We start from the raw sequence: 24,111 nt of genomic DNA, 5'->3' as shown, positions 1-24,111 counted from the left end.
ATGAAAACACCTGTTATCGTATCCGATTTCCGTGCAGGCCTTGCTGGCGGAGACCTGCTGATCCAGAATTGTCATGACTGCGGCAAACCCAATATGTGGCCGCGCTATGCCTGTCCGCATTGCCAGTCTGATAATCTCGGCTGGGTAAAATCGTCGGGCAAGGCCGTATTGCACAGCTTCTGCGTCTTGCGCCAAGGTGCGCCCGAAGGGTTTGAGGGTGATTTGCCTTATGCCATTGGCGTGGTGAAACTGCCCGAGGGTGTTCAACTACTTGTCCGGCTAGAGGCGACTGGGGAGAATGACTGGTCGGCTTATGGGTGCGACGATGAGGTTGAGTTTGTTGCTGTCGACCCCGGCGAGATCGAGCGTCGTCCATGTGCCACATTCCGCCGCGTAGGTTGATGAACAGTTTCTCTTTCCTCGAAAAATCAGCGCGACAATGGCCCGATACGGTGGCCTTGCTGCAGGGCGAGGAGAGTCATACCTACGCTCATTTCCGAGACCGGTCGCTTGCAATCGGCGGGAACCTCCTGGCGCTCGGGTGCAAGACAGGCGATCGGGTTGCCTTTTGCCTAGCAAATTCGCCCCGGATTCTGGAAGTCGTTTTCGGGTGCTTTGCGGCAGGGCTGGTTGTTGTACCAATTAACGCGCGGCTCCACGCTCGTGAAATGGCCTATATCGTCGAGAATTCGGGTGCAAAGATCTTGGTTCACGGCCCGGAGTTTGCCGAAGGCATCGCTTTGCATGCCGACCTGTTCGGCGGTCTGACTCACCAGATTTCGACCGACGCATTCAACACTCTGCTCAACCCGGCCAATAGGCTCCCCTGTGCGGTTGAGGCCGCGCCTGAAGACATTTGCTGGTTGTTTTATACCTCTGGCACCACTGGGAAGCCCAAAGGCGCAATCTGGAACCACCGTATGATTCGCGTGGTGATCATGAACTATCTTGCTGATCTCCATAACATCCAGCCCGGAGAAATGGTGCTGCATTGCGCGCCCATGTCGCACGGTAGCGGGATCGTTGCACTCCCGGCCGTTGCGCGCGGGGCAACAAACGCGATCACCACGTCGGCAAGCTTTGATGTCGAGGAACTGCTGAGCACTATTGAGCTGCTCAAAGTGTCGCACATAGCGTTCATGGCGCCAACCCAGATCATCAAGATGCTCGAAGATCATGTGCCCGCTCGCCATAATCTCTCAAGCCTGAAGGCAATCTGCTATGGCGGAGCGCCGATTTATGTTGAACAACTCAAACAGGCGATCGCGACATTCGGCCCCGTTTTTGTCCAGCTCTACGGGCAGGGCGAAGCGCCAATCACGATTACTGGGTTGACGGCAGCGGCACATCAGAAACTGCTCGACGCGAACGACCTTCGCATAGGCTCTGCAGGGCAAGTGCGAACAGATGTGGAAGCGCACTGCGTTGATGCTGACGACAATCCGCTGCCACCCGGACAAGCGGGAGAAGTTGTTGCGCGCGGTGATGTTGTGATGCCGGGATATTGGAAAGATCCGCAGGCCAGTGCTGAAGCTTTGCGCGGCGGTTGGCTGCACACAGGGGATATCGGCTATTTTGACGCGCAAGGCTATCTCTTCCTGCTCGACCGCGCGAAGGATATGGTGATAAGCGGCGGCAACAACGTTTACCCCCGCGAGGTGGAAGAGGTGATCATCCTTCATGAGAAGGTCGCCAATTGTGTCGTGTTCGGTATTCCCGATGACTATTGGGGCGAGGCGGTTCATGCTGTCGTTGTTCCAAAGCCCGGTGAGATGCTCACTGCACAAGAGATTATCGCGTTTTGCGGGGACCATATGGCGGGCTATAAAAAGCCTAAGGCAGTTGATTTTGTCGATGAGCTTCCGGTGAGTGGCTATGGCAAAATCCTCCGCCGCGAAGTGCGCGAGGCCTATTGGGCTGGTCATGAGAGTCGCATCGGCGGCGGCGCTTCGGCAGCAAGGGCATTAGTGTGAAGGGTGTCGCCATCGCCGGGATCGGTATGACCCAATTTGGCAAGCAAGTAGGGCGTGGTGTGCGCAGCTTGGCGCTCGCCGCGATTGAGGAGGCGATTGCCGATAGCGGTCTAGCCTCGGATCGGATCGATCGCATCTACTTCGGCAATGCTATTTCTGGGATTATTTCGCAGCAAGAGATGGTTCGGGGGCAAGTCGCGCTTCGCCATCAGGTGCTTGGAAAAGTGCCTTTGTTCAACATCGAAAATGCCTGTGCTTCCGGCGGATCGGCATTCAGCCTTGCGTGTGAAGCGGTGGCAAGCGGCGCAGTCGAAGTCGCACTTGTGGTGGGCGCGGAACAGATGAACCATGTTGACCGCAGCCGCCCGTTCAACGCGCTGCGCGGATCCACGGACATTGAAGAGATCGGCGAATCAGAGCCCGGACAGATAAGCGCGAATTCGCTGCTGATGGATTTTTATGCGGCGGTCGCACAGAGATATCTCGATGAGTCTGGCGCTGAGCTCTCTGATTTCGCGCGTGTCGCGGTCAAGAACCGGAAAAATGCGACGATGAACCTGCTAGCTCATCTGCGCACACCGCAGTCTCTCGAAGATGTGCTGGCGAGTCGGATGATTGTGGCACCCCTTTCTCTGCCCATGTGCTCGCCTGTCACTGACGGTGCGGCGGCGATTATCGTTTGTTCGGACAAGGTGGGGGCATCGATTGGTCATCCGGTGGTCCAGGTAAAGGCTTCGGCAGTCGCATCGGGCGCATCGGGCAATCCGGTCGGCGATGCGGCGGCCAAGGCCTATACGGATTCATCAGTGGGCTCGCAGGATTTCGACGTGATCGAACTGCATGACGCAGCGGCGCCAGCAGAGCTGATGCAGTATCATGAGATCGGGCTGTGCGCCAAAGGCGACGGCTTTAGGCTGATCCGCGACGGTGTTACTGATCTGGGCGGAGCCACCCCAGTGAATACAAGCGGCGGATTGCTGAGCCGCGGCCATCCGCTTGGCGCGACCGGATGCGCACAAATTGTCGAGCTGGTTCATCAGCTTCGCGGTACAGCTGGCGCGCGTCAGGTCGAAGGTGCACGGCTGGCGCTCGCGGTCAATGGCGGCGGCTGGCTGGACGGAACATATGCGCTTGCGATAGCCACTGTGCTCGCGCGTAGCTAAGGATAGCTCATGACTTACGAAACCATCCTGCTTGACCGGCCTGCTCCGGGCGTAGCAATTATCACGCTTAACCGCCCGGATCGCGGCAATGGTGTGGTTCCTGAAATGGCGCGTGATCTGCTTGCCGCGCTTGAGGCGCTCGAAGCTGACAAGTCAGTGCGCGTGCTTGTTATGACGGGAGCGGGCAAACAATTTTGTGCGGGCGCTGACTTGGTCGAGTTCCAAAAATTTCTCGCCGAAGATCATGCTCGTGAGCAAGAGCCGTATAATGCCAGGGTGCTTTGGCCTGTCACCCAGCGTTTGGTGTCGTGTCGCCTGCCTGTGATCGCCGCGATCAATGGTGGGGCGACTGCGGGGGGGCTTGATCTAGCACTCGCGTGCGACGTCCGCATTGCTTCCACCAAAGCCAAAATGGGAGAGACCTATATAAAGCTTGGCCTCAACCCGGGCAATGGCGGCACATATTTCTTGCCGCGATTGGTCGGGAGCGGCTTGGCAGCAGAGCTGGCGCTGACGGGTGATCTGGTCGATGCGGAGCGAGCACTCGCAATCGGTTTGGTCAACAGCATCGCCGAACCTGAAGCCCTGATTACAGAAGCTGTAGCGCTGGCGGCGCGGATCGCAGAGCGGCCCCGGCTGGCGATAGAGGCAACTAAGCAGCAGCTGCGCCAAAGCTGGCATATGGATCTGGCCGGATCAATGAATGCCAGTTTTTGGGCAGTTGCCGCGCTTACCTATAGCAACGATCTGCGCGAAGGCGTGGCTGCAGCGCTGGAGAAGCGCGAGCCGGTTTACAACAAGGGCGACAAGGAGTGATAGTCGGATCTGTCATCCATCCGTGGATGCCAGGCCGGCAGCGCGTCGTATGACCTTTAACCAAACCCTTCCCGGCCTAAGAGTGCTGGACCTCAGCACCAATATTGCCGGACCATTCGCCGCGATGATCCTTGGGGATATGGGCGGAGATGTGATCAAGATTGAGCGCCCGCCGTACGGCGATGACACGCGCGCTCTGCCACCCCGGTGGGAGGGGGAAGCAACGGTTTTTCTGTCTGTGAACCGTAACAAACGGAGCCTTTTGCTGGACATCAAATCGCTCGAAGGCAAGGCCGCGCTCTTCCGTCTGATTGAAACCGCAGATGTAATAATCGAGAGCTTCCCGCCGGGCTTAGGCGAAAAACTCGGCATCACCTTTGACGCGCTCAAGGCCTGCAATCCTCGCATCCTGATGGCTTCAATCTCGGCCTTTGGCGATGGTCCTATTGGCAAAACTATGCCCGGCTATGACGCCTTGGTGCAAGCGGTCAGCGGGATGATGAGTTTTACTGGATCACCAGGTTCCCCAACCATCCGAGTCGCGCCGTCGATACTCGATCTGTCGACCGGGATGTGGGCAGCGATGGGTCTCGTCGCCGCCATCTTGCGCCGGAATGCCAGCGGCGAGGCAGAACATATCCGTCCCAGCTTGATTGACAGCGCCTTCACGATGATGAACCACCAACTGCTGGGCATGCTCGCAACGGGTCGGCCGCCAGAGAAGCTTGGATCGGGCGCGCCCAGTGCAGCGCCTTACGGTGTGTTCAAAGCATCGGACGGAGAGTTACTTATTGCCACAGCGAGTGAACAGCAGTTCCCGCGTCTGTGTAAAGCGCTGAAGCTCGATACGCTGATTGAGGATGTTCGCTTCCGGACGACGGCGGACCGGCTGCAGCACCGTGAGCCGCTTGATCTGGCTATTGCTGCGGTTATCAGTTTGCAGACGGTTGAACATTGGCGTGCTCATCTGGGCAGCGCAGGAATTTCCTGCGGCCGCGTTAATGATCTGGCAGAGGCGCTCGCCTTGCCCGTCGTGGCCGAGCGGTGTTTGCTTAAAGAAATACAAGTGCGACTGCCAATCGACCCCGACGCCGACGGTTTGCGCAAGCCCCCCCCAAAATTGGGCGAGCATTCGCGCGAGATACTGGGCGGACTGGGCTATTCAGAAGCTCAGATAAGCACGCTTGTCGGCAACACCCCGAGCTGAGGCGGCCGATCTATGGCGGTGCCGAATATTGGCGTGAGCTCGATGACCTGAGTAGCACTGTTTAAGTGTCGTTCTTACCAGCTTTTATAGCAACTGAGTATCTCACTAACGCTATCAACAAATCTGTTGACAACAGATGGTTATGTGGTAGTTGTTGATGCAAATTGAAGGTCTCGGCGTCAAACAAATTGGGACTTTGGACCCCTACTCATTGGCACGCAGCAGAACTGAAAAAGGATGAAGTCATGATGCACGATCTGGTTATTCGTGGGGGGACGGTGGTTGACGGAACTGGTGCGCCAAGGCGCGTAGCGGATGTGGCAATTGACGGGCAAACCATTACCACTGTTGGTGTCGTAGAGAGCCAAGGACGCCGCGAGATTGATGCTGCCGGCTTTCTGGTTACGCCAGGCTGGGTTGATATCCATACTCACTACGACGGGCAGGTCAGCTGGGATCCCTATCTGTCGCCCTCGTGCTGGCACGGTGTGACGACGGTGGTGATGGGCAATTGCGGGGTCGGGTTTGCGCCGGTGAAGCCGCATTTTCGTGACCGGTTGATCAACATCATGGAAGGCGTTGAGGACATTCCTGGCACTGCGCTGACCGAAGGTATTACTTGGGAATGGGAGACCTATCCGCAGTACCTTGATGCGCTTGCCTCTAAATCCTATGCAATGGATGTGTGCTCTCAAGTGCCCCACGCCGCTATCCGGACTTATGTAATGGGCGAAAGGGGCGGAGATAATGAGCCGGCTTCTGCGGACGAAATTGCAGAGATGTCGGCGCTTGTTAGCGAAGCGCTTGACGCTGGGGCGTTCGGCTTTACCTCTTCACGCATCACTGCGCACAGGACAGCGGACGGCAAGGTTGTGCCAGGCACGCAGGTAAGCATTGACGAGATGGAAGGCTTTGGCGATGCGCTTAGCAAGGCGGGTCACGGGATTTTCGAAGTGGTGTCTGATATCAATTTTGACGGCATCCCCGGAAGCCTGACCGATGCCGAGGAAATTGACTGGATGGCCGATGTCTCGCGTCGCAAGAATGTCAAATTCACCTATTTGCTGTTCCAGAATCCGGGCAACACCACAAAATGGCGTTCTACCGTTGAACTGACGAGCAAGGCGCAAGCGCAGGGAGCGGAAATCTATCCGCAGATCAGCATGCGGCCGACCGGGATCGTAATGGGATTGCAAAGCAGCTTCCACATGTTCATGGGACGACCCACCTATGACGCACTCGCTAACCTTCCGTTTGAAGATCAGGTCAAGAAGTTGCAGCAACCCGAAATCCGGGCGGCGATCATCGCTGAGACATCAGACAAACTGCCGTTTGAGGGTACGGCGCTTCGTTACGAAATGATGTTCCGCCTTGAACAGGCTGACGGCTCTCTGGATTATGAACCTTCGTTTGAATCGAGCGTTCAGCAGATCGCCATGCGCGCGGGCGTCTCTGAAGATACCATCCTTTATGACATGATGATGGAGAATGAGGGCCACGGTTATATCTATGTGATCCTCGTTAACTACGGTGATTATTCTCTCGATTTCCTCTATGAGTTGATGGACAATCCGACCGTGATTGCGGCTGGATCAGATGCAGGTGCGCATTGCGGTGCCATTTGCGATGCAGCAATGCCGACCTTCATGCTCAGCCACTGGACGCGCGACCGGAAAGCGGGACCGACACTGTCGGTCGAGAAAGCGGTGGAAAAGCAATCGCGTGCTACGGCTGCGCTTTATGGTCTCAATGATCGCGGCACTCTGGCCCGCGGCATGAAGGCTGATGTCAACATCATTGATTATGAGAAGATTGGAAGCTCTCGTCCGAAAATGGTTGCCGATCTGCCAGCAGGCGGCAAGCGGTTGCTCCAGACCGCAACCGGATATCGCGCAACAATTGTGAGTGGCGTGGTGACGTTTGAAGATGGTGTCTCAACAGGCGCGCTTCCCGGAAAGTTGCTGCGCAGCGCGCCCAACGCTTTTACACCAGCGGCTGCACTCGAAATGGCGGATTGATTTGATTGGTTGCCGGGTTTTCATCCGCCCAATTTTGGTCTAATAGGTCGGCTACGCTGCCATATAAATAGGGACCTGCATGACGAAAGTTAGTAATATCGGCAAGCGAAGGTCGGTTGCCAAGGAAGATTCGAGTGACTCTTACCAGCGGCGCCGCAGGGAAATCGCCGAGGCCGCGATCCGTGTGTTTAACCGGCAGGGCTTTAAGGGTTCGAGCCTCAGCGCAGTAGCAGCAGAACTCGAAATCGATCGTGCGTCCCTGTATTACTACATATCCTCAAAAGAGGAGCTGTTCGATGAACTCGTCCGTACGGTCGTCGAGCGCAATTTGGAAATCGTCAAGCAAATCGAGACCAGCGACCTTAGTCCGCGCCTTAAACTGCGCGACCTTATTACAGCGCTAATGACGTCATATGGTGAGCATTACCCTCTGTTTTACATCTATATTCGCGAGAATTTGAGCCATGTGTCCGACAGCAGGTCGGAATGGTCGGCTTATATGCGCAAATTGAATGCGGAGACCTCGGATGCCGTGATTGCAATCATCGAGCAGGGCTATGCCGAAAAAAGCTTCCGCAATATCGGTGCACCAAGTGTTGTGGCTTTCGGTGTGCTGGGGATTGTCGGCTGGACTCACCGCTGGTTTCGCCCGGACAAAAGCGATGTCAGTGCCGAGGAGATCGGCAACACCTATGCCGAGATGCTTGTTTCGGGTTTGGAAAATCCTTACTAGACGTTTGCTGCCTTGGCGTAGTTCACGACTTTGGCCTGCGTGAATTCCAGCAGGCCGTGCATTCCCATTTCGATCCCGACACCAGACATCTTCGCGCCTGCAAATGGCGTGTCGGGGCCGATGTCGCCATGCTTGTTTATCCAGACCGAACCCGAATCGAGCTGGCTGGCAACCGCGCCTGCCTTTTCGACGCTCGATGACCAAACCGAGTTGCCGAGGCCATAGCTAGTATTGTTGGCCCGTGCGATCACATCGCCGACGTCGGTGTAGCGCATGACTGGCAGGACCGGCCCGAACTGCTCATCGGTAACCAGTCGCGCATCGTCGGCGATGTCGCGAACGATGGTGGGGTTGATGAAATAGCCTGGGCCATCAGGGCTGTCTCCGCCGGCAATAATATTACCGTCTTTTCTCGTCTCTTCGATCAGCGATTTGAGTTTGTTGTATTGCGTGCGGTTCTGCACCGGACCGAGCTGTGTTCCCTGCTGCAATCCCGAGCCGACAATTGCAGCTCTCGCGATTTCAGCAAGCTTTTCGCATATCGCATCATATTGGCTGTCATGGACATATAACCGCTTGAGCGCAATGCAGACTTGGCCATTATTGGCAAATGCGGAATCGAACAGCTGCTGCGAGACGACTTCCGGATCGCAATCATCAAGCACGATGCCCGAGTCATTGCCACCTAGTTCGAGCGTCATTCGCTTGAGCGTTGCTGAGCCCGACGACATCACTTTCATGCCAGTGTTGGTCGATCCCGTGAAACTTACCTTGCGCACTAGCGGATGGCCGGTCAGTACGTCGCCAAGGTCATTGTTGTCAGTCACAATATTGACGACGCCGGCTGGAACAAAGTCTTTGATCAGAGAGGCAAACTGCAGCGTCGCAAGCGGCGTCGTTGCGGCTGGTTTTACTACAGCCGTGTTGCCAGTCAGCAGGGCTGCGCCAATTTTGTTGACGGCGGTCAGCACGGGGAAATTCCACGGCACGATCGCCGCGACGACTCCGAGCGGCCTGCGATGAAGTTCGATGCGGCGGGCGTCGCTGTCCTCAATTGTTTCGACCGGAATTTCGAGCCCTGCATAATAACGCAGGAAATAGGCAGCACCACCGACCTCGCCTTGGGCATCGCCGATCGGCTTTCCCTGCTCGCTGGTCAACGTGCGAGCGAGAGAATCGAGATTGGTTTCGATTGCTTCTGCCATCTTGATGAGAACCGCGCGCCTTTCATCGAGCGAGGTCGCGGACCATGCGGGAAATGCTGCAGCAGCAGCCGTTACCGCAACTTCCATTTCTTCGCGCGAAGCGCAGGCACAGGTCGCAAAGACTTCTGCTGTTGCTGGATTAATCACATCAAGCGAACGGCTGCCGCCTGTCATCTTACCGTTCACCAGCATTTCGTAACGCGCTTCCATTTGGGCTCTCCTAATTCCGGTGCCAATTAATAGACATGGCGCTTAACGAGGCTAGTAGTCAAACCGACTGCAGGCATCTTCTTCTTTGCTAACTAGCCTAGAATTTCTATCAGAAACGATTCGGTACATATCGGGTCAGAACGCCAAGGGCTCAAATTTAGAAACACGTATGGACATTTGTCAACACATATGTAGAAAAATTGAAAAAGCTCTTTCACTCGTCTATGTATCTGCTGTTGGCATTGATGTTGCGCATAAAGCGACCAGTGTAAAAAAATGCGCCTTTCTTCTCTGAAAACTGCTGCTGCGAGCCGTAAGGTAAAGGCGCGCAGCTGTACCTGATTAGCAATTGCACCCAAAACGCTGAGGTGAATTCAAATATCTAGTCAACAATAACGTTGACATTTTAAATCAGCTGAGCAACAGCGCCGGAATGTCGGAGAACAAATTAGCAGACGTTGACTGGTTGACGGCCGCCTTAGCTGCGGCAAATGTGCCTACATTAGCATGTGTATTGGTGCACCTGACGGGCGACCGTCTCTGGATCGAGGGCCGGTTTGTGCCGACCCGCTTACGCGGCATGGACGATAATGACAGCGGGGGCTTGCCTGATGAGGTCCAAGATGAGATCCGCAGCGCGGCCGAAGTTGCCTTGCGCGCATGGTTTGCCGGACAGCCTCCCGCATTGCCGGATCCGGCGGGCGATCTGCTTGTCGAAATGATGAGTGTGTCGCTCGGCGAACAAGTGCCAGTAGACTACGCTCCGATGATCTGGAACGATCTGTTTGTTTCACCGACGCTTGACGAATTGCGCAGCGACGTTCCGCCGCCAGAAGGCTTCTCGGCGCTTATTATCGGTGCCGGTATTTCAGGACTATGTGCGGCGATCGAACTGGCGGAAGCCGGCATTCCCTCTATTATATTGGAACGGCGTCACGAGTTAGGCGGGGTGTGGTTTGATAACCGCTACCCCGGCGCGGCCTGCGATGTACCAAGTCATCTCTATTCCTTCTCGTTTGCGCCGAATGACTGGTCGCGTTTCTTCGCTGGCAGCCGCGAGATCCACGATTATCTCAATAAGGTTGCTGACGATCATGATGTCCGGCAGCATATCCGTTTCGGCTGCGAAGTGACCGAGGCGCGTTTCAATGAAGCCAACGGAGAATGGGAAGCTGAGGTCGTCTCGGCTGCGGGTGCGCGCGAAACCTACCGCGCGACGATGCTAATCAGCTGCGTCGGAGCGTTCAACAAGCCGCGCATTCCAAACATCGCGGGGCTGGATGGCTTCAAGGGGCCTAGCGTGCACACCGCGCAATATCCCGATGCCGGACTGGACCTTGCCGGACGCAAGGTCGTGCTTGTAGGCAACGGTGCAAGCGCGATGCAAGTGGCACCGGCGATCGTCGACGAGGTGGCATCACTCGTTATTGTCCAGCGCACACCGCAATGGGCGTCGCCCTTCCCGAAATTCGGTCGGGATATTCCCGAACCACTTCGCCGATTGCTCCATAAAGTGCCATTATATCGCCTTTGGTATCGATTGCGGTTGAGTTGGGCGTTCAATGACAAATTGTACGAGGCGCTGACCCAAGATCCCGACTGGGACGACCAAGGCCGTTCTATCAATGCGATCAACGATTTGCATCGCAAGGGGCTTACGGCCTATGCCAAGACCGAACTTGGCGACGCACAGCATTTGCTGCCCGAAGTCATCCCGGATTACCCGCCCTTCGGCAAGCGCATGTTGCTCGACAATGGCTGGTTCCGCACTTTGGCGCGCGAAAAGGTGACCTTGGTTACCGGCGGCGTGACCGAGGTGAAGCCTGATGCAGTCGTCATCAGCGACGGCGCGGTCCACAAGGCAGATGTGATAATATGGGCGACAGGGTTCGATGTCGTCAATCTGCTCGCGCCAATGAAGGTCGTGGGCCTTGGAGGGCGCGAACTCCACAAGGATTGGGGCGGAGACGATGCCCGCGCCTATCTGGGCACCGTAATGCCAGGTTATCCCAACTTCTTCTGCCTATACGGTCCTAACACGCAGTTCGGTCATGGCGGGAGTTTGATTACCGTGCTCGAACGGCAAATGCACTATATCATGTCGATGCTGCGTCAAATGTTTGGGAAAGGCTTCACGCACGTCGAGGTCCGGCAGGACGTTCACGATGCCTATAACGCCAAGGTCGATGCCACGCACGAACAAATGGTGTGGACCTACCCCGGCGTGGAAAGCTATTACAAAAACAGTAAGGGCCGCGTTGTAATCAACAACCCGTTCCGAATACTCGATGTGTGGAGGATGACCCAAGTTTCTGATTTAGATGATTTTCACTGCTCGTCTCATGTTGAAACGCTTGTGAAGGCTGCCGTGCGATGACAGACGCGCCCGTCGAGATCGACCAGGTCAATGCAACGCTGGTAATCGCAATCAATCGCCCTGCGCAGCGCAATGCGGTCAATCAGGCGGTATCGCTGGCAATCGCAGGTGCGCTTGACCGGCTTGATAACGATCCCGGACTGCGCGTTGGTATCATCACGGGCCGTGGCGGATCCTTTTGCTCTGGCATGGACCTCAAAGCCTTTCTCAACGGCGAACGGCCAGAGCTTCAAGGGCGCGGCTTTGGTGGAGTGACCGAAGCGCCGCCGACGAAGCCGCTGATTGCCGCTGTCGAGGGATATTCGCTGGCGGGTGGCTGCGAACTGGCGCTGGCATGCGACATGATTGTTGCAGCTGATAACGCATGGTTTGGCCTACCCGAAGTCACGCGCGGGCTTGTTGCTGGATCCGGCGGACTCATGCGTTTGCCGCGCCGTATTCCAGCGGCGATTGCGCTTGAATATGCTTTGACTGGCGAACGCATCAGTGCGCCGACCGCGCATCACTGGGGGCTGGTGAATCGCCTAACGTCCTCGGGTGAGGCGCTAACCGAAGCGCTTGCGCTTGCAGCGCAAATCACCGCCAATGCGCCGCTGTCAACCTTGATGACCAAGCGTATCATTCAGGAATCTGCGAGCTGGCCCGAAGATGAAATATGGGATCGGCAGCGCCCGTTGACTGAGTTCGTTCTCTCGTCTGAAGACGCACGGGAAGGAGCGCGCGCCTTTGCCGAGAAACGCGCACCCGTTTGGAAGGGCAAATGACGCGCGACGTCGCAGTCATTGGAGGTGGCACCATGGGTGTCGGCATTGCTTATGTCACGGCAATGGCTGGCGGCCTAGTGACGGTTGTGGAGCCCGATGATGCGCGTGGCGCAACATTCAGCAAGGTCGTCGCCGAAACGGTCCAGTCATCGATCAAGCGCGGCAAGCTTGATGATGCGGGCGGCCAGGCTCTCGTCGAGCGCATTACACGGATCGGAAATGTTGACGAAATTCCCGAGGGTTTGGACGTAGCGATCGAGACTGTGCCTGAGCGTTTGGAGCTAAAGCTCAACATCCTGTCCCGCATCGCTGCGCGCAGGCCAAAGATGATCGGCAGCAATACCAGCGCTATGTCGATCGACCGGCTGGCTGAGGCTCTCCCCGATCCGACCGCCTTTTTAGGGATGCACTTTTTCAACCCTGTCTGGTCGCTTCCCTTGGTCGAATTGATCAGAGGCGAGAAGACCTCCGAAACGACGCTCGAAACCGCGCGTGGTTTCGTCAGCTGGCTTGGCAAGCAATCGCTGACCGTGCGCGATGTGCCCGGCTTTGCGACCAGCCGCCTCGATCTGATCGCGGGCCTTGAGGCTATGCGCATGCTTGAAAGCGGTGTTGCTAGTGCCGAGGATATCGACCGTGCAGCGGTGCTTGCTTATCGGCATCCGGTCGGGCCACTCAGGTTAAGCGATATTGTCGGGCTAGACGTCCGCCTTGACATAGCGCGCACACTGCAAGCCGCTCACGGTGACCGGTTTGCGGCACCACAAATTTTGATCGATATGGTCGGTAAGGGAAAACTTGGGGTCAAATCCGGCCAAGGCTTCTTTGCTTGGCCGGAATGAATGGAGAGAAGATTGATGTCGTCGGAACTTTTTCAAAACTCGCTCTGCGACACTGCTGAACACCATCGTGATTTGCGCGATGCGGTCAGCAAGCTTGTCGGTAAGTTTGGCCGGAAGTATTTTCAGGATGTCGTCAACAAGGGCGAGCAGCCGACCGCTCTGTGGTCAGCGCTGGGCGAAGCTGGGTTTCTGGGTGTGCACGTGTCTGAGGCCTACGGCGGCGGTGGCGGCGGTCTGGCCGAACTCAACATCTGCATCGAGGAAACCGCAGCGCACGGCTGCCCGATCCTCTCAATGGTCATCTCCTCGATCACCGCACCTATCATTGCAGCTTGCGGCAGCGAGGCGATGAAGCAGGAATGGCTGCCTGGCATCGCCAGCGGTAAGCGCAAGATGTGCTTCGGCATCACTGAGCCGAACGCCGGATCGAACACCCACAAGGTCACCACCCACGCGGTGCGCAAAGGCAATGGCTGGGTGATTAACGGTGCGAAGTACTGGACCTCGGACATCGACCAGTCGGACGCGGTCATGGTCGTGGCGCGTGACGGCGTGCCGGTGACCGATGGCTCGCGGCAGGGCCTGTCGCTGTTCGTGGTGCCGACCAACACGCCGGGCATTTCCATGACCCAGATCGATTCTGCCCTGCGCACCTCCGAAAAGCAGTTTTCCGTGTTCTACGACAATGTCGAAGTGCCCGACGAAGCGCTGATCGGTGAGCCGGGGGCGGGTCTGAAGCAAGTGTTCTCGGGCCTTAATCCTGAACGTATCGCGGCCGCTGCGATCAACAATGGTATCTCGCGCTTCGCCATCACGCAGGCCACGCAGTATGCCAAGGATCGCTCGGTGTGGAACACGCCGATCGGCGCGCATCAGGGCGTGGCCCACCCGCTGGCCGAGGCCTATATCAACGTGCAAGCCGCCCGCTTGCTCAATGCGCGCGCCGCGCAACTCTGCGATGGTGGGGAAGATGCCGCCGAGACCGCCAACATGGCCAAGTTCGCAGCAGCGGAATCCTCCTTGAAGGCGCTGGATCAGGCGATCCAAGTCCACGGCGGCAACGGGCTTTCGAACGAGTATGGTCTGTCTGATCTATGGTTCATCGCGCGCCTGCACCGCACCGCGCCGGTGAGCCGCGAGATGATCCTCAACTACGTCTCGACGCATAGCCTTGGATTACCGAAGAGCTATTGATATGATGGGCGACAGCATCCTCAATTTGGTCCGAAACCACGCGACACAAACACCTGGCGCGCCATGCCTTTCGTTCGAAACGGAGACGCTCAATTATGGTGATATGTACCAAAGGTGCCGCCGTGTCGCCCAAGCTTTGGCCCAACAGGGCGTAAAAGCTGGGGACCGTGTCGCCATCCTCGCGCGCAATTCACCGGCCCAATATGAATTGCTCTTTGGCTGCGGTATTATCGGCGCGATCCTGCTGCCCGTGAACTGGCGGCTCGCGCCCCGCGAAGTGGCGGACATACTGGCCGATGCGGAACCAAGCCTGTTGATCATCGAGGGTGATTTTCGCGACTTGCTCGCTGAGGCTGAGATGCCGATTGAGACGATGGATTTGCATGCGGACTATCCCGCGTGGCGTGAAGCGGCATCGGCAGAGGCTCCAGAGCAACCCATTACACCCGACACACCCGCGCTGATGCTCTATACATCAGGCACAACAGGCCGTCCGAAGGGTGCAGTACTAAGCCATCGCAACCTTTCTTACATGAACCGCATGGCAGGCGAGTTGTGGGATTTCCCCGCGGATGGCGTCAATCTGGTCGCGATGCCGCTCTTCCATATTGGCGGCATTGGCTATGGACTGTCGGCATTCGGTCGGGGCGGACACACGGTTTTGATGCAGCAAGTCATCCCGGTCGACATTGTCGAAGCGATCCGCCAACACCGCGTCACCCACGGCTTTTTTGTTCCCACTGTTATCCAGATGCTGATGGAGGTTCCCGGCGTCGCGGAAATGAACATGTCGAGCCTGAAATGTATGCTCTATGGCGGCGCGCCGATAGGGGAAGCGGTCCTCAAGCGGGCCATGGAAATGTTCCGCTGTGGCTTTATCCATTGTTACGGAATGACCGAAACAGCCGGCACGGTGATCACGCTGGTGCCGGAGGATCATGATCCCGGTGGACCACGCGCGCACCGTCTGCGCTCATGCGGCTTGCCAATGCCTTGGGCGGAACTTGCGCTCATCAATCCGGAAACGGGCGAAGCAGTTTCAACAGGAGATGTAGGCGAAATCCGTATCCGTTCTGCGGTCAACATGCTTGGATATTGGAACAAACCCGAAGAAACCGCGAAGACGATCACGTCCGATGGCTGGCTCTGTACCGGGGACGCGGCGTATCAGGATGCCGATGGCTATGTGTACATCCATGATCGGTTTAAGGATATGATCGTGTCTGGCGGCGAGAATATCTATCCCACCGAAATTGAAAATGCCCTGTTTGAACATCCCGGTGTCGCGCAGGTCGCGGTGATTGGTGTCGCGCATCAACGCTGGGGCGAAACGCCCAAGGCATTCGTCGTTGCACGCGAGGGTGCGCGGCTTAGCGAGGCCGAACTGATCCAATTCACGCGTGACCGGTTGGCGCATTACAAATGCCCGACGTCGGTGGCTTTTGTGGCCGCATTGCCAGTGAACGGCGCGGGGAAGATCCTGAAGAAAGAAATGCGCAACCCTTTTTGGCTGAAAGACAACGTATGAGTATCGGTGCATCGGCCCAATTGCTGCGCGGCTTTGCAGTCGATTTTCTCACTTGCCACAATGTTGCGACAGTCGAGACGATTATGGAACCCGATTATGCACTGAGCATCGGCGGGTTTCTGCTGGCCGGGCGGGATGACAAATACCTTCCTGCAACTGCTGCGCAACTGGAGCAATTTCCCGGCCTGTGCGTCACTGTCCATGATACGGTTATCGGCCCGGATGCGGTTGCGATGCGCTTTACCGAACATGGTGCGTCTCACCGACATGGTGGTCGCCTGTCAACATGGGGAGGGGTCACCCTTTTCTGCATCAAGAATGGTCGCCTGTGTAAGGGCTGGGCAGAAGAGGATTATTACGCACGCAAACGGCAATTGGCTGACGCAACCTGCGATGTCGTGAAGTCGCCGCACCCCGCCCCTTGGGATGCGCCATGTGAGGCACCCGACACGGCGGTTGAGGCGCTGGCTCGTGAATGGCTCGTTACTCCTGACAGCTGGACCGACACATCACGCATTGATGAAATTAGCGCCGAGGGACCGCGCTTTGTCGAGCTCCTGATGATTGATGCCGTTACGATCAATCAGCTTTTCTCGGCCGGACAGCGCGGCGCGTTCCACCTCAGCTGCACCGGAACCTACACTGGTGGCTTTGAGGATATTGACCCAGCACGAACGGGCCAGATCGTCACCCTCCACCTCTCAGGGATATTCGACGTTGCGGGTGGCAAAGTCGCCCGCGTTCAGGTGACTGCCGACCGGCTGGGCCTTCACCGTTCTTTGATGGGACCCAAATGAGCAAGATCATCATCACCTGCGCCGTGACGGGCGGTGCGCATACGCCGACCATGTCCTCCGCGCTGCCCTGCACACCCGCCGAAATTGCAGAACAGAGCATTTCGGCGGCTGAGGCAGGGGCTGCGATCCTCCATCTCCATGCGCGGATGCCCGAAGACGGCAAGCCTACCGGTGATCCGGAGGTTTACAACCAGTTCCTTCCCGTCATTAAACAACGCACAGATGCCATCGTCAACATCACGACCGGGGGCTCGGCGACGATGCCGCTGGTCGAGCGGTTGCGAGCCGCCGTGCGGTTCAAGCCCGAAATGTGTTCGCTTAACATGGGCACGATTAACTTCGCCATGTTCCCCGCCGCCAAGCGGATCAGCAGCTGGAAGCACGAGTGGGAGAAGGACTATATCCTTGGGTCAGACGACTTCATCTTCCGCAACACATTCCGCGATATAGCCACGATCTTAGAGACAATGGGCGAGGCCGGCACACGGTTTGAGCATGAATGCTATGATGTCGGGCATCTTTACAATCTTGCCTATTTCGTTGACTCTGGCGCGGTCAAGCCGCCGTTCTTTATCCAGATGATCTTCGGCATATTGGGCGGCATTGGCCCCGATCTTGAAAATCTGATGTTCATGAAATCGACTGCAGACCGCCTGTTTGGCAAGGATAGCTTCCAATGGTCGGTGCTCGCGGCGGGGAAACATCAGATGCCGTTCTTGACGCAAGCCGCCCTGATGGGTGGGCATGTCCGCGTCGGGCTAGAAGACAGCCTGTTCATCGAACGCGGGCAGCTTGCTGTCTCCAATGCGCAGCAGGTTGAGAAGATCGTACGGATCATCCGCGAAATGGGCCATGAGCCCGCAAACCCCGCAGAGGCCCGCGCTATGTTGAACCTCAAGGGCGGCGACAGGGTGGAGTTTTAGGTTATGGCACGGACGATTGTTGATCTTTCCATCTATCTCGAAAATGACGTGATCTCCGATCCACCACCCTATCAGCCCAAGATCGAGTATATTGATCACAACACCTCTATCCCGTCACTGATCAACTTCTTCCCCGGCCTCAAGCCTGAAGACCTGCCCGATGGCGAGGCCTGGGCGATTGAGAAGGTCGAGCTGATCACGCACAATGGCACGCACCTCGACGCGCCCTATCACTTCGCGTCAACGATGAATAAGGGCGAGCGCGCAATCACGATTGATGAAGTCCCGCTTGATTGGTGTTTTCAGCCCGGCGTGAAGCTTGATTTCACAGCGCTGCCCGATGGCTATGTCGTGTCCGCTGCCGATGTCGAGGCCGAGCTCGCGCGCATCGGCCACACGCTGTCGCCGCTCGAAATCGTCGTGGTCAATACGGCGGCAGGCAAGCGCTATGGGCAGGACGACTATGTGACCGCGGGCTGCGGCATGGGCTATGAAGCGACGATATACCTGCTTGAACGCGGTGTGCGGCTGACCGGCACCGATGGCTGGAGCTGGGACGCACCCTTCGTCCATACACGTGAAGCCTATGAAGCGACGGGTAATGCCGGGCTCATATGGGAAGGCCATAAGGCTGGGCGGGATATCGGATATTGCCATCTGGAGAAGCTCCACAATCTCGAGGTGCTCCCAGCGACGGGTTTTACAATTGCCTGCTTTCCAATGAAGATACGGGCGGCGTCCGCAGGGTGGACACGCGCCGTGGCAATATTTGAGGAGTAGTCCCCTCAAACAATTTTTTCCGCCAGATCAAACATGAACGGCGCGGTATCCTTGACCGAGGGGCGGTCGCGGTGGTGTGCTTCAAACCGTTTCAAATTCGGATACAGCACATTCCACGCATCCATATCAGGCGCATAGTTCTGCCAAGCTGGGATCAATTGTGACTCGATCACGGTATCCTGCATGCCCAGCAGCGCAATCACCGCGATGTCCGCCAGCCCGAACCGATCGCCAACAACGAACTCCTGGTCTCCCACACGGCGATCAAGATCGGTCAAGCCGCCTTTCACTTTGCGCAACTGGCGACTGGCCCATTCAGCGCTGATATGTTCACGCTGCATTTCCCAGAAGAGCAATACCGTCGCGTCGGCCACGCCCTCGGCAATGGTGTGGACCAGCTTCGCCTCCATCGCGAGCGTGCGGTCGGCTGGGAGCATGGAGGGCTCAGGATATTGATGCTCAAGCCAGTCCATCAGATAGGTCGATTCAAACACCGGATCGCCGTCATCGCGGATCAATATGGGTAGTTGCTCAAGCGGATTATAGAGCCGTGTCTTGGTGTCGGCGTGCCAGGGCACTTCATTCTGAACCGTGAAGGGTATCCCCTTTTCGATCATTGAGATGCGCACTTTGCGAGCGAAGGGGCTGGGGGTTGCACTGATCAATATCATAGGGTTTCTCCTTCAATTCATCAAAAGTCCAGCCGGCATGGTCGACCAGAAAATCGATGGCGGCAGGTGCGCCGGTTATGGCGGCGACAGCTGTCTTCTCTACCCATGCGTGTAACCATCCTCAACTTCCGGTCTAGCGACAGAAAAATGTGATCCGATCCTTAATTCAACATATATGTTGATTATTCTGTTTGTCGAGTGCAAACTTGAGATTATTTCATATTTGGGAGCGCTAACGATGAGCCGTGATTTGGGTCTTGGTATTTCGGGTGGAGCCAGGCTCAGAAATAAAAGTGCATTCGGGCGTCGTGGCGCAGGATGACGGGATCGACTTCGACTGGGAAACTAAACGATGAGTGAGACAGCTGGCACCATTGTTCGCAGCGAGTTTGAGGGGCGCAAGCTCTTACTACTTTGCGCCGCGTTGGGCCTTACTGCCAGCATGAACGCAACAATGGTTTATGGCTTGGGTTCGTTTATGGTTCCACTCAATTCTGCCTTCGGCTGGAGCCGAGGTGACGTTTCGCTTGCTTCAACGATATTGACGCTTGGCGTCTTTCTGTTTGGCCCTGTTGTCGGCCGGCTTGGCGACCGATTTGGAGCGGCAGCCGTCGGCTCGATCAGTTTGGTGAGCTATGCTGCAATGGTGGTAGTCATGTCGCTCACTGTCCAGACACTTCCTGGGCTTTGGATTTTCTACTTCATGATCGCATTGTGTGGTGTGGGATCCACTCCTATTGTTTTACTCCGGCCAATAGCTGCGGGTTTTGACAAGCAACGAGGATTGGCGCTCGGTATCGCTTTGACCGGCGCAGGCCTCTCTGGATTCTGGGTCCCGAACGTGGTCACAGCCGTCATCGCAAACTACGGCTGGCAGGCCGGTTATTGGGCCGTGGCAGCGGCGGCAATGCTGGCTGCACCAATTGTTTGGTTTGGATTTCGGCCTTCTGAGAAACGTGATGAACTAGCCAACATTAGTGGAACACCCAAGACCGGAATGACATTTCGCGAAGCCTGCAACACGCGAGCTTTCGCAATGGTTTCAGTCCTAGCGTTCAGTATGGCGCTCGGTATCGGCGGTATGGTCGTCCATTTGAACCCCTTGTTTCAAGACTATGGAGCAAGCGCAGCAACGGCGGCGGGTCTTGCGTCTCTGATCGGCATTTCGAGCACGTTCAGCCGGTTGCTTACCGGGTTCAGCCTTGACCGGTTTCCGGTTGGACTTGTAACAGTTTTGGTGATCTGTCTGGGGACGTTGGGTATCGCGCTCATCTGGCTCGGGGGCTTGCGATTTGGATTGCCGGGCGTCATCTTGATAGGATTATTGTTGGGCGCAGAGCTTGATCTGCTTGCTTATCTCACTTCTCGGCTGTTTGGCCAACGGGCGTTCGGCGCGATCTATGGCTGGACTTACAGCCTCTTCTCATTCGGCTTTGGCTTAGGGCCATTGTTGATGGGGCATCTGCACGATCAATTCGGATCTTACGACATTGCTTTGCTGGCGAATGTCTCGCTGCTCTTGGGATCGGCCGCAGTGGCTTTTGGCCTAAGCGCGCGGTCGCAGATGGAGGGTCGTTGACACTGGCCACATGGTGTCGAACCGCGCGCATTTTGGAGAACGGAAATCGATTTAGCTGTTCCCCTGCGCAGGTCGCCAATACGCGATCCAATAGCGGCATTGGTCATATCAAGACCCTTGGCGATCATGTTTTGGCGGCTCACAAGCCGCCTGCGGCAACAGTCGCGCATCACTCTGGGTTAAAGACGAGTGGCCAGCCAATCGCAAGCCGCAGCCAAAGCTTCATCAGCACGATCAAGACTGCCGACCATTCCCATGAAGCCGTGGTTCATGTCGCTGTATCTGATGAGCGTCGTATCTACTCCCGCTTCCTTCAGTTGTCTCGCATAGACTTCGCCTTCATCGCGCAGAATGTCATACTCTGCGGTGATGACATAGGCAGGAGGTAAGCTACCCAGATCGGTCGCACGATTCGGCGAGGCATGAGGGTGAGCTCCATCGGCAGGGTCCTTAAGATAATGCGACCAGCCCCAACGCATTGCCTCTGCTGTCAGCATCCCGCAACCCTGGGAACGCTCAAAATAGGAGGGGGGTGCATTATCGGGATAGTCGGTGACGGGATAGATTAGGAGTTGCGCCTTGACCTTTGGCCCACCTTCATCGCGAATGCGCATCGAGGTAACGGTTGCCATCGTCGCTCCCGCACTGTCGCCAGCCATGATAAGCTGCGTCGGATCGCCGCCAAAGGCTGAAGCATTTGCCGCGACCCAGCGTGCCGCAGCGAGGCTGTCATCTGGCCCGGCTGGAAACTTGTCTTCCGGGCCAAGACCATAGTCCACGGACACTACCACGGCATTCGCCCGCAAGCACAAATAGCGGCACAGTACATCGTGGGTGTTGACGCTGCAGATTACAAATGCGCTACCGTGGAAATAAGCAATAACAGGGTGGCTGGGCGCTAGATCCGGACGGTAGATGCGCACCCGAATTTCGCCGCGTGGGCCGGGTATCATCCTGTCTTCAACATAGGCAACATAAGGCGGCCGGGCTTTGGCCGACATATCCTCATAGATCGTGCGCAGCATTTCGGGTTCATAAGAATCCATTGGTGGCGCTCCGACCATGCTATCAATCATAGTCTGGAGTTGGGGGTGCAAAGTCATCCGCGCGGCCCTCCAGCGACATAGAGTATCTGTCCAGTCACAAAGCCGGACCGTTCATCGGCGAAAAAGGAAACAGCGTGCGCGATTTCCTCTGGCTGTCCGGTTCGGCCAACAGCGGTGGCGTCAATCTGTTGCTGCTTCATCTCGTCAAACGACATTCCAGTTCGTTCGGCAACGGCTCTGGTCATCTCGGTTACGACAAACCCTGGGGCAACCGCGTTCGCGGTGATGCCGTAGCGCCCAAGTTCAAGGGCGAGTGACTTGGTAAAGCCCTGCACACCGGCCTTCGCTGCCGAGTAATTAGCCTCTCCGACATTACCTAACGCTGCAGTGCTCGATAGATTGACAATCCGTCCCCAGCCCGCGGCCCGCATATGTGGCTGCAGCTCGCGGCTCATGAGAAATGCGCCGCGCAGATTGACGGTAATCACGCTGTCCCAATCGTCGATTGTCATTTTTGCAAGGCTGCGATCTCGAATTATGCCGGCATTGTTGACGAGTATTGTTGGCCCGCCAAGCGCCCCGACGACCTTGGCAACAGCGGCCCTTATTGCAGCTTCGTCGGCGACATCTGCGCCTATCGCCACCGCGCGCCGTCCAAGCTGAGTAACTGCTGCCACCGTCGCTGCGCAGGTTGATTCGTCGAGATCGAGTACGGCTATATCATGACCATCCTCAGCCAATCGTAGAGCAATGCTTGCGCCAATTCCGCGCGCGGCGCCAGTGACGATTGCGATGCGGGGCGTTGTCATCTCTCAGTCCCCGCTTGGCTCATCCCTGTCGCGCTTGGCAGCATAGGCCTCCAGATAGGTGCGATGGGGCTTGAACGGTTCATCGCGCATGCGGACTGCGGGGCGAACGCCGCCTTCGCGCCAGACCCTAGTGAAATCATCCATGCCAGGGCCAGCAATGCCCATCGCGTCCAGATCGTTTGCCGCTGCCATGCCAGCATGCATGCCTGCAGCTTCAAACCAGCGATTAGTAATTTCCTTGTGACTGTAGATCGCGTCGAGTGGTACATTGGCGACACGCTCGGCATATGCCTGCGCCACGGCCTCGAGCTCGCCGTGCGGCACCGCTTTGTTGACGAGCCCAAGCTCCTCGGCTTCGGTGCCGGTCATATTATCGCCAGTGAACAACCATTCCTTGGTTTTGCGCATACCTAGATGGATTGGCCAGAAGGCAAAGACATGGAGCTCACCCATCGCGCGAGCCTCCGGCTGCCCCAGCAACGCATCGTCCGCCGCAAATGCAATATCGCAAACGCCGACCAGATCAAGCCCGCCTGCTACACAGTGGCCATGAATCACCGCAATCGTCGCCTGACGCAGATGGAAGAGCCGCATCCAGCGCTCGCGCGAAAGATGGAAACGGTGTCGCGACCAGATTGGAGAGCGGCTATGCGGGCGGCGCTGCTGTTCATTCTGTGCGCTCTCGGCATCCCAAAGATATGAGAATTCCTTGAGATCATAGCCGGTGCTGAAATGATTGCCCGCCGCTTTGATTATCAGGACCCGCGTCTCATCATCATCGTCAAGATCGTCCATCACCATGTCTAGCTCATCGCGCAGCTGCTTCGAGATCGCATTACCGGTGTGCGGACGGTTCAGCGTCAACGTCGCGATCCGATCCTTTTTTTCATAAATGATAGTTTCAAATTTCATAGCCCTTACCTTTCATTCCAGTCTCGTGCTCAATATCAGCAACACTATCGCAATCAAAATAATTATCAACATTTATGTTGATAAAATGGAAATGCGTTATTGGGAATAGCGTGTCGCTCCCGCAAGAATAGCGGGATGCAAACGGTTGATGCGATTATAAAGGGAGCGTGCTTGGCTGGCCTTCGAGGGCTTAATGCGTCCGGCTCCTTGCATGTCCGACACCATAAATTTCTCGTCACATTTCAGGGTAGCACCTTAGACGAACCGCACCATCGTTTGTATTACATGGCTTGGGTCGATCAGCAGCATCACTGAGGTTTGGGGCTCGATTGGCCCCGAACTATCTTATATTTCGGCGTGACGCCGAACGTTGGTTGAAGCAGGGCGTTGAGGAAGGCACCATTCGGCCATCTATTGATCCAACCTGTTTCGCTGTTTAGGCTCAGGATGCGTTAAATTAGTTGCATTGGGTCGGCACGTCTGATTCAAACTCTCCGTAATGAAGGAGGATTTGATGGGTGACTTACCGATGTTGAGTGCTGCGCAGATGCTCAGGATAGAGCC

General features: G+C 56.6%; 21 protein-coding genes. 16 read left to right on the top strand and 5 right to left on the bottom strand.

Annotated elements, in window-relative coordinates; all coding sequences use genetic code 11:
• The 7 genes from ACIQ2T_RS02250 to ACIQ2T_RS02220 all read left to right on the top strand — a co-directional run bounded on the left by ACIQ2T_RS02250 (nucleotide 1) and on the right by ACIQ2T_RS02220 (nucleotide 7,910).
• Nucleotides 1-402 carry an OB-fold domain-containing protein gene (locus ACIQ2T_RS02250; RefSeq protein WP_333568269.1) on the top strand — a complete coding sequence of 134 codons (402 nt, stop codon included), beginning with the start codon at nucleotides 1-3 and terminating at the stop codon, nucleotides 400-402.
• Nucleotides 402-1,973, top strand: a complete 1,572-nt coding sequence (locus ACIQ2T_RS02245; protein ID WP_397589401.1) for an AMP-binding protein — start codon at nucleotides 402-404, stop codon at nucleotides 1,971-1,973. Before ACIQ2T_RS02250 ends, ACIQ2T_RS02245 begins: the two co-directional genes overlap by 1 nt.
• Nucleotides 1,970-3,136 carry a thiolase family protein gene (locus tag ACIQ2T_RS02240; RefSeq protein WP_397589400.1) on the top strand — a complete coding sequence of 389 codons (1,167 nt, stop codon included), beginning with the start codon at nucleotides 1,970-1,972 and terminating at the stop codon, nucleotides 3,134-3,136. The genes ACIQ2T_RS02245 and ACIQ2T_RS02240 overlap by 4 nt, the downstream gene beginning before the upstream one ends.
• A gap of 9 nt (nucleotides 3,137-3,145) precedes the next feature.
• Nucleotides 3,146-3,952 carry an enoyl-CoA hydratase/isomerase family protein gene (locus ACIQ2T_RS02235; RefSeq protein WP_397589399.1) on the top strand — a complete coding sequence of 269 codons (807 nt, stop codon included), beginning with the start codon at nucleotides 3,146-3,148 and terminating at the stop codon, nucleotides 3,950-3,952.
• A 49-nt stretch (nucleotides 3,953-4,001) separates the two neighbouring features.
• Nucleotides 4,002-5,159 (top strand): CoA transferase, encoded by a 1,158-nt coding sequence (locus ACIQ2T_RS02230; RefSeq protein WP_333568619.1) that lies wholly within the window; start codon nucleotides 4,002-4,004, stop codon nucleotides 5,157-5,159.
• Nucleotides 5,160-5,404: 245 nt separating this feature from the next.
• The gene (locus ACIQ2T_RS02225; RefSeq protein WP_333568620.1) at nucleotides 5,405-7,177 is read left to right on the top strand and encodes an amidohydrolase family protein; all 1,773 of its coding nucleotides are present in this window, start codon (nucleotides 5,405-5,407) and stop codon (nucleotides 7,175-7,177) included.
• A gap of 79 nt (nucleotides 7,178-7,256) precedes the next feature.
• Nucleotides 7,257-7,910 (top strand): TetR/AcrR family transcriptional regulator, encoded by a 654-nt coding sequence (locus tag ACIQ2T_RS02220; protein ID WP_333568621.1) that lies wholly within the window; start codon nucleotides 7,257-7,259, stop codon nucleotides 7,908-7,910.
• Here ACIQ2T_RS02220 and ACIQ2T_RS02215 read toward each other — a convergent pair.
• The gene (locus tag ACIQ2T_RS02215) at nucleotides 7,907-9,325 is read right to left on the bottom strand and encodes an aldehyde dehydrogenase family protein (protein WP_333568622.1); all 1,419 of its coding nucleotides are present in this window, start codon (nucleotides 9,323-9,325) and stop codon (nucleotides 7,907-7,909) included. The genes ACIQ2T_RS02220 and ACIQ2T_RS02215 overlap by 4 nt on opposite strands.
• 433 nt (nucleotides 9,326-9,758) lie before the next feature.
• On the opposite strand from ACIQ2T_RS02215, the gene ACIQ2T_RS02210 reads away from it, so the two are divergent.
• From ACIQ2T_RS02210 to ACIQ2T_RS02175, 8 genes are read left to right on the top strand one after another with little or no spacing between them, the layout of a single operon-like run.
• On the top strand, nucleotides 9,759-11,702 hold the full coding sequence (locus tag ACIQ2T_RS02210; RefSeq protein ID WP_397589398.1) for a flavin-containing monooxygenase: 1,944 nt from the start codon (nucleotides 9,759-9,761) through the stop codon (nucleotides 11,700-11,702).
• The gene (locus tag ACIQ2T_RS02205) at nucleotides 11,699-12,466 is read left to right on the top strand and encodes a crotonase/enoyl-CoA hydratase family protein (RefSeq protein WP_333568624.1); all 768 of its coding nucleotides are present in this window, start codon (nucleotides 11,699-11,701) and stop codon (nucleotides 12,464-12,466) included. The genes ACIQ2T_RS02210 and ACIQ2T_RS02205 overlap by 4 nt, the downstream gene beginning before the upstream one ends.
• Nucleotides 12,463-13,308, top strand: coding sequence for a 3-hydroxyacyl-CoA dehydrogenase family protein (locus ACIQ2T_RS02200; protein WP_333568625.1), 846 nt, complete (start codon nucleotides 12,463-12,465; stop codon nucleotides 13,306-13,308). Before ACIQ2T_RS02205 ends, ACIQ2T_RS02200 begins: the two co-directional genes overlap by 4 nt.
• A 15-nt stretch (nucleotides 13,309-13,323) precedes the next feature.
• Nucleotides 13,324-14,502, top strand: a complete 1,179-nt coding sequence (locus ACIQ2T_RS02195; protein ID WP_397589397.1) for an acyl-CoA dehydrogenase family protein — start codon at nucleotides 13,324-13,326, stop codon at nucleotides 14,500-14,502.
• Nucleotide 14,503: 1 nt separating this feature from the next.
• Nucleotides 14,504-16,030 (top strand): long-chain-fatty-acid--CoA ligase, encoded by a 1,527-nt coding sequence (locus ACIQ2T_RS02190; RefSeq protein ID WP_333568627.1) that lies wholly within the window; start codon nucleotides 14,504-14,506, stop codon nucleotides 16,028-16,030.
• Nucleotides 16,027-16,827: an ester cyclase gene (locus ACIQ2T_RS02185; protein WP_333568628.1), complete on the top strand. Its 801-nt coding sequence runs from the start codon at nucleotides 16,027-16,029 to the stop codon at nucleotides 16,825-16,827. The genes ACIQ2T_RS02190 and ACIQ2T_RS02185 overlap by 4 nt, the downstream gene beginning before the upstream one ends.
• Nucleotides 16,824-17,750, top strand: coding sequence for a 3-keto-5-aminohexanoate cleavage protein (locus tag ACIQ2T_RS02180; RefSeq protein WP_333568629.1), 927 nt, complete (start codon nucleotides 16,824-16,826; stop codon nucleotides 17,748-17,750). Before ACIQ2T_RS02185 ends, ACIQ2T_RS02180 begins: the two co-directional genes overlap by 4 nt.
• Nucleotides 17,751-17,753: 3 nt before the next feature.
• On the top strand, nucleotides 17,754-18,530 hold the full coding sequence (locus ACIQ2T_RS02175) for a cyclase family protein (protein WP_333568630.1): 777 nt from the start codon (nucleotides 17,754-17,756) through the stop codon (nucleotides 18,528-18,530).
• 5 nt (nucleotides 18,531-18,535) lie between these two features.
• On the opposite strand, the gene ACIQ2T_RS02170 is transcribed toward ACIQ2T_RS02175, so the two are convergent.
• Entirely contained in the window at nucleotides 18,536-19,201 is a 666-nt protein-coding gene (locus tag ACIQ2T_RS02170; RefSeq protein WP_333568631.1) for a glutathione S-transferase N-terminal domain-containing protein, read from the bottom strand.
• Between the two features lie 352 nt (nucleotides 19,202-19,553).
• On the opposite strand from ACIQ2T_RS02170, the gene ACIQ2T_RS02165 reads away from it, so the two are divergent.
• A complete protein-coding gene (locus ACIQ2T_RS02165) occupies nucleotides 19,554-20,780 on the top strand; it encodes an MFS transporter (protein WP_333568632.1) in 1,227 nt (408 codons plus the stop codon).
• 179 nt (nucleotides 20,781-20,959) lie between these two features.
• Here the strand turns inward: ACIQ2T_RS02165 and ACIQ2T_RS02160 are convergent, their stop codons facing one another.
• Genes ACIQ2T_RS02160 through ACIQ2T_RS02150 form a run of 3 tightly spaced genes read right to left on the bottom strand, consistent with a single transcriptional unit; the run spans nucleotide 20,960 to nucleotide 23,547 of the window.
• Entirely contained in the window at nucleotides 20,960-21,826 is an 867-nt protein-coding gene (locus ACIQ2T_RS02160) for an alpha/beta hydrolase (protein WP_333568633.1), read from the bottom strand.
• Between the two features lie 53 nt (nucleotides 21,827-21,879).
• Nucleotides 21,880-22,635 (bottom strand): 3-oxoacyl-ACP reductase FabG, encoded by a 756-nt coding sequence (gene fabG, locus ACIQ2T_RS02155; RefSeq protein ID WP_333568634.1) that lies wholly within the window; start codon nucleotides 22,633-22,635, stop codon nucleotides 21,880-21,882.
• Nucleotides 22,636-22,638: 3 nt separating this feature from the next.
• Entirely contained in the window at nucleotides 22,639-23,547 is a 909-nt protein-coding gene (locus tag ACIQ2T_RS02150) for an enoyl-CoA hydratase/isomerase family protein (RefSeq protein WP_333568635.1), read from the bottom strand.
• Between the last annotated feature and the right edge of the window lie 564 nt (nucleotides 23,548-24,111).

It is taken from the genome of Sphingorhabdus sp. (genome assembly GCF_044357595.1).
In the GTDB taxonomy this organism is placed as follows: domain Bacteria; phylum Pseudomonadota; class Alphaproteobacteria; order Sphingomonadales; family Sphingomonadaceae; genus Sphingorhabdus_B.
This window is presented reverse-complemented; position numbering and strand designations above follow the sequence as displayed.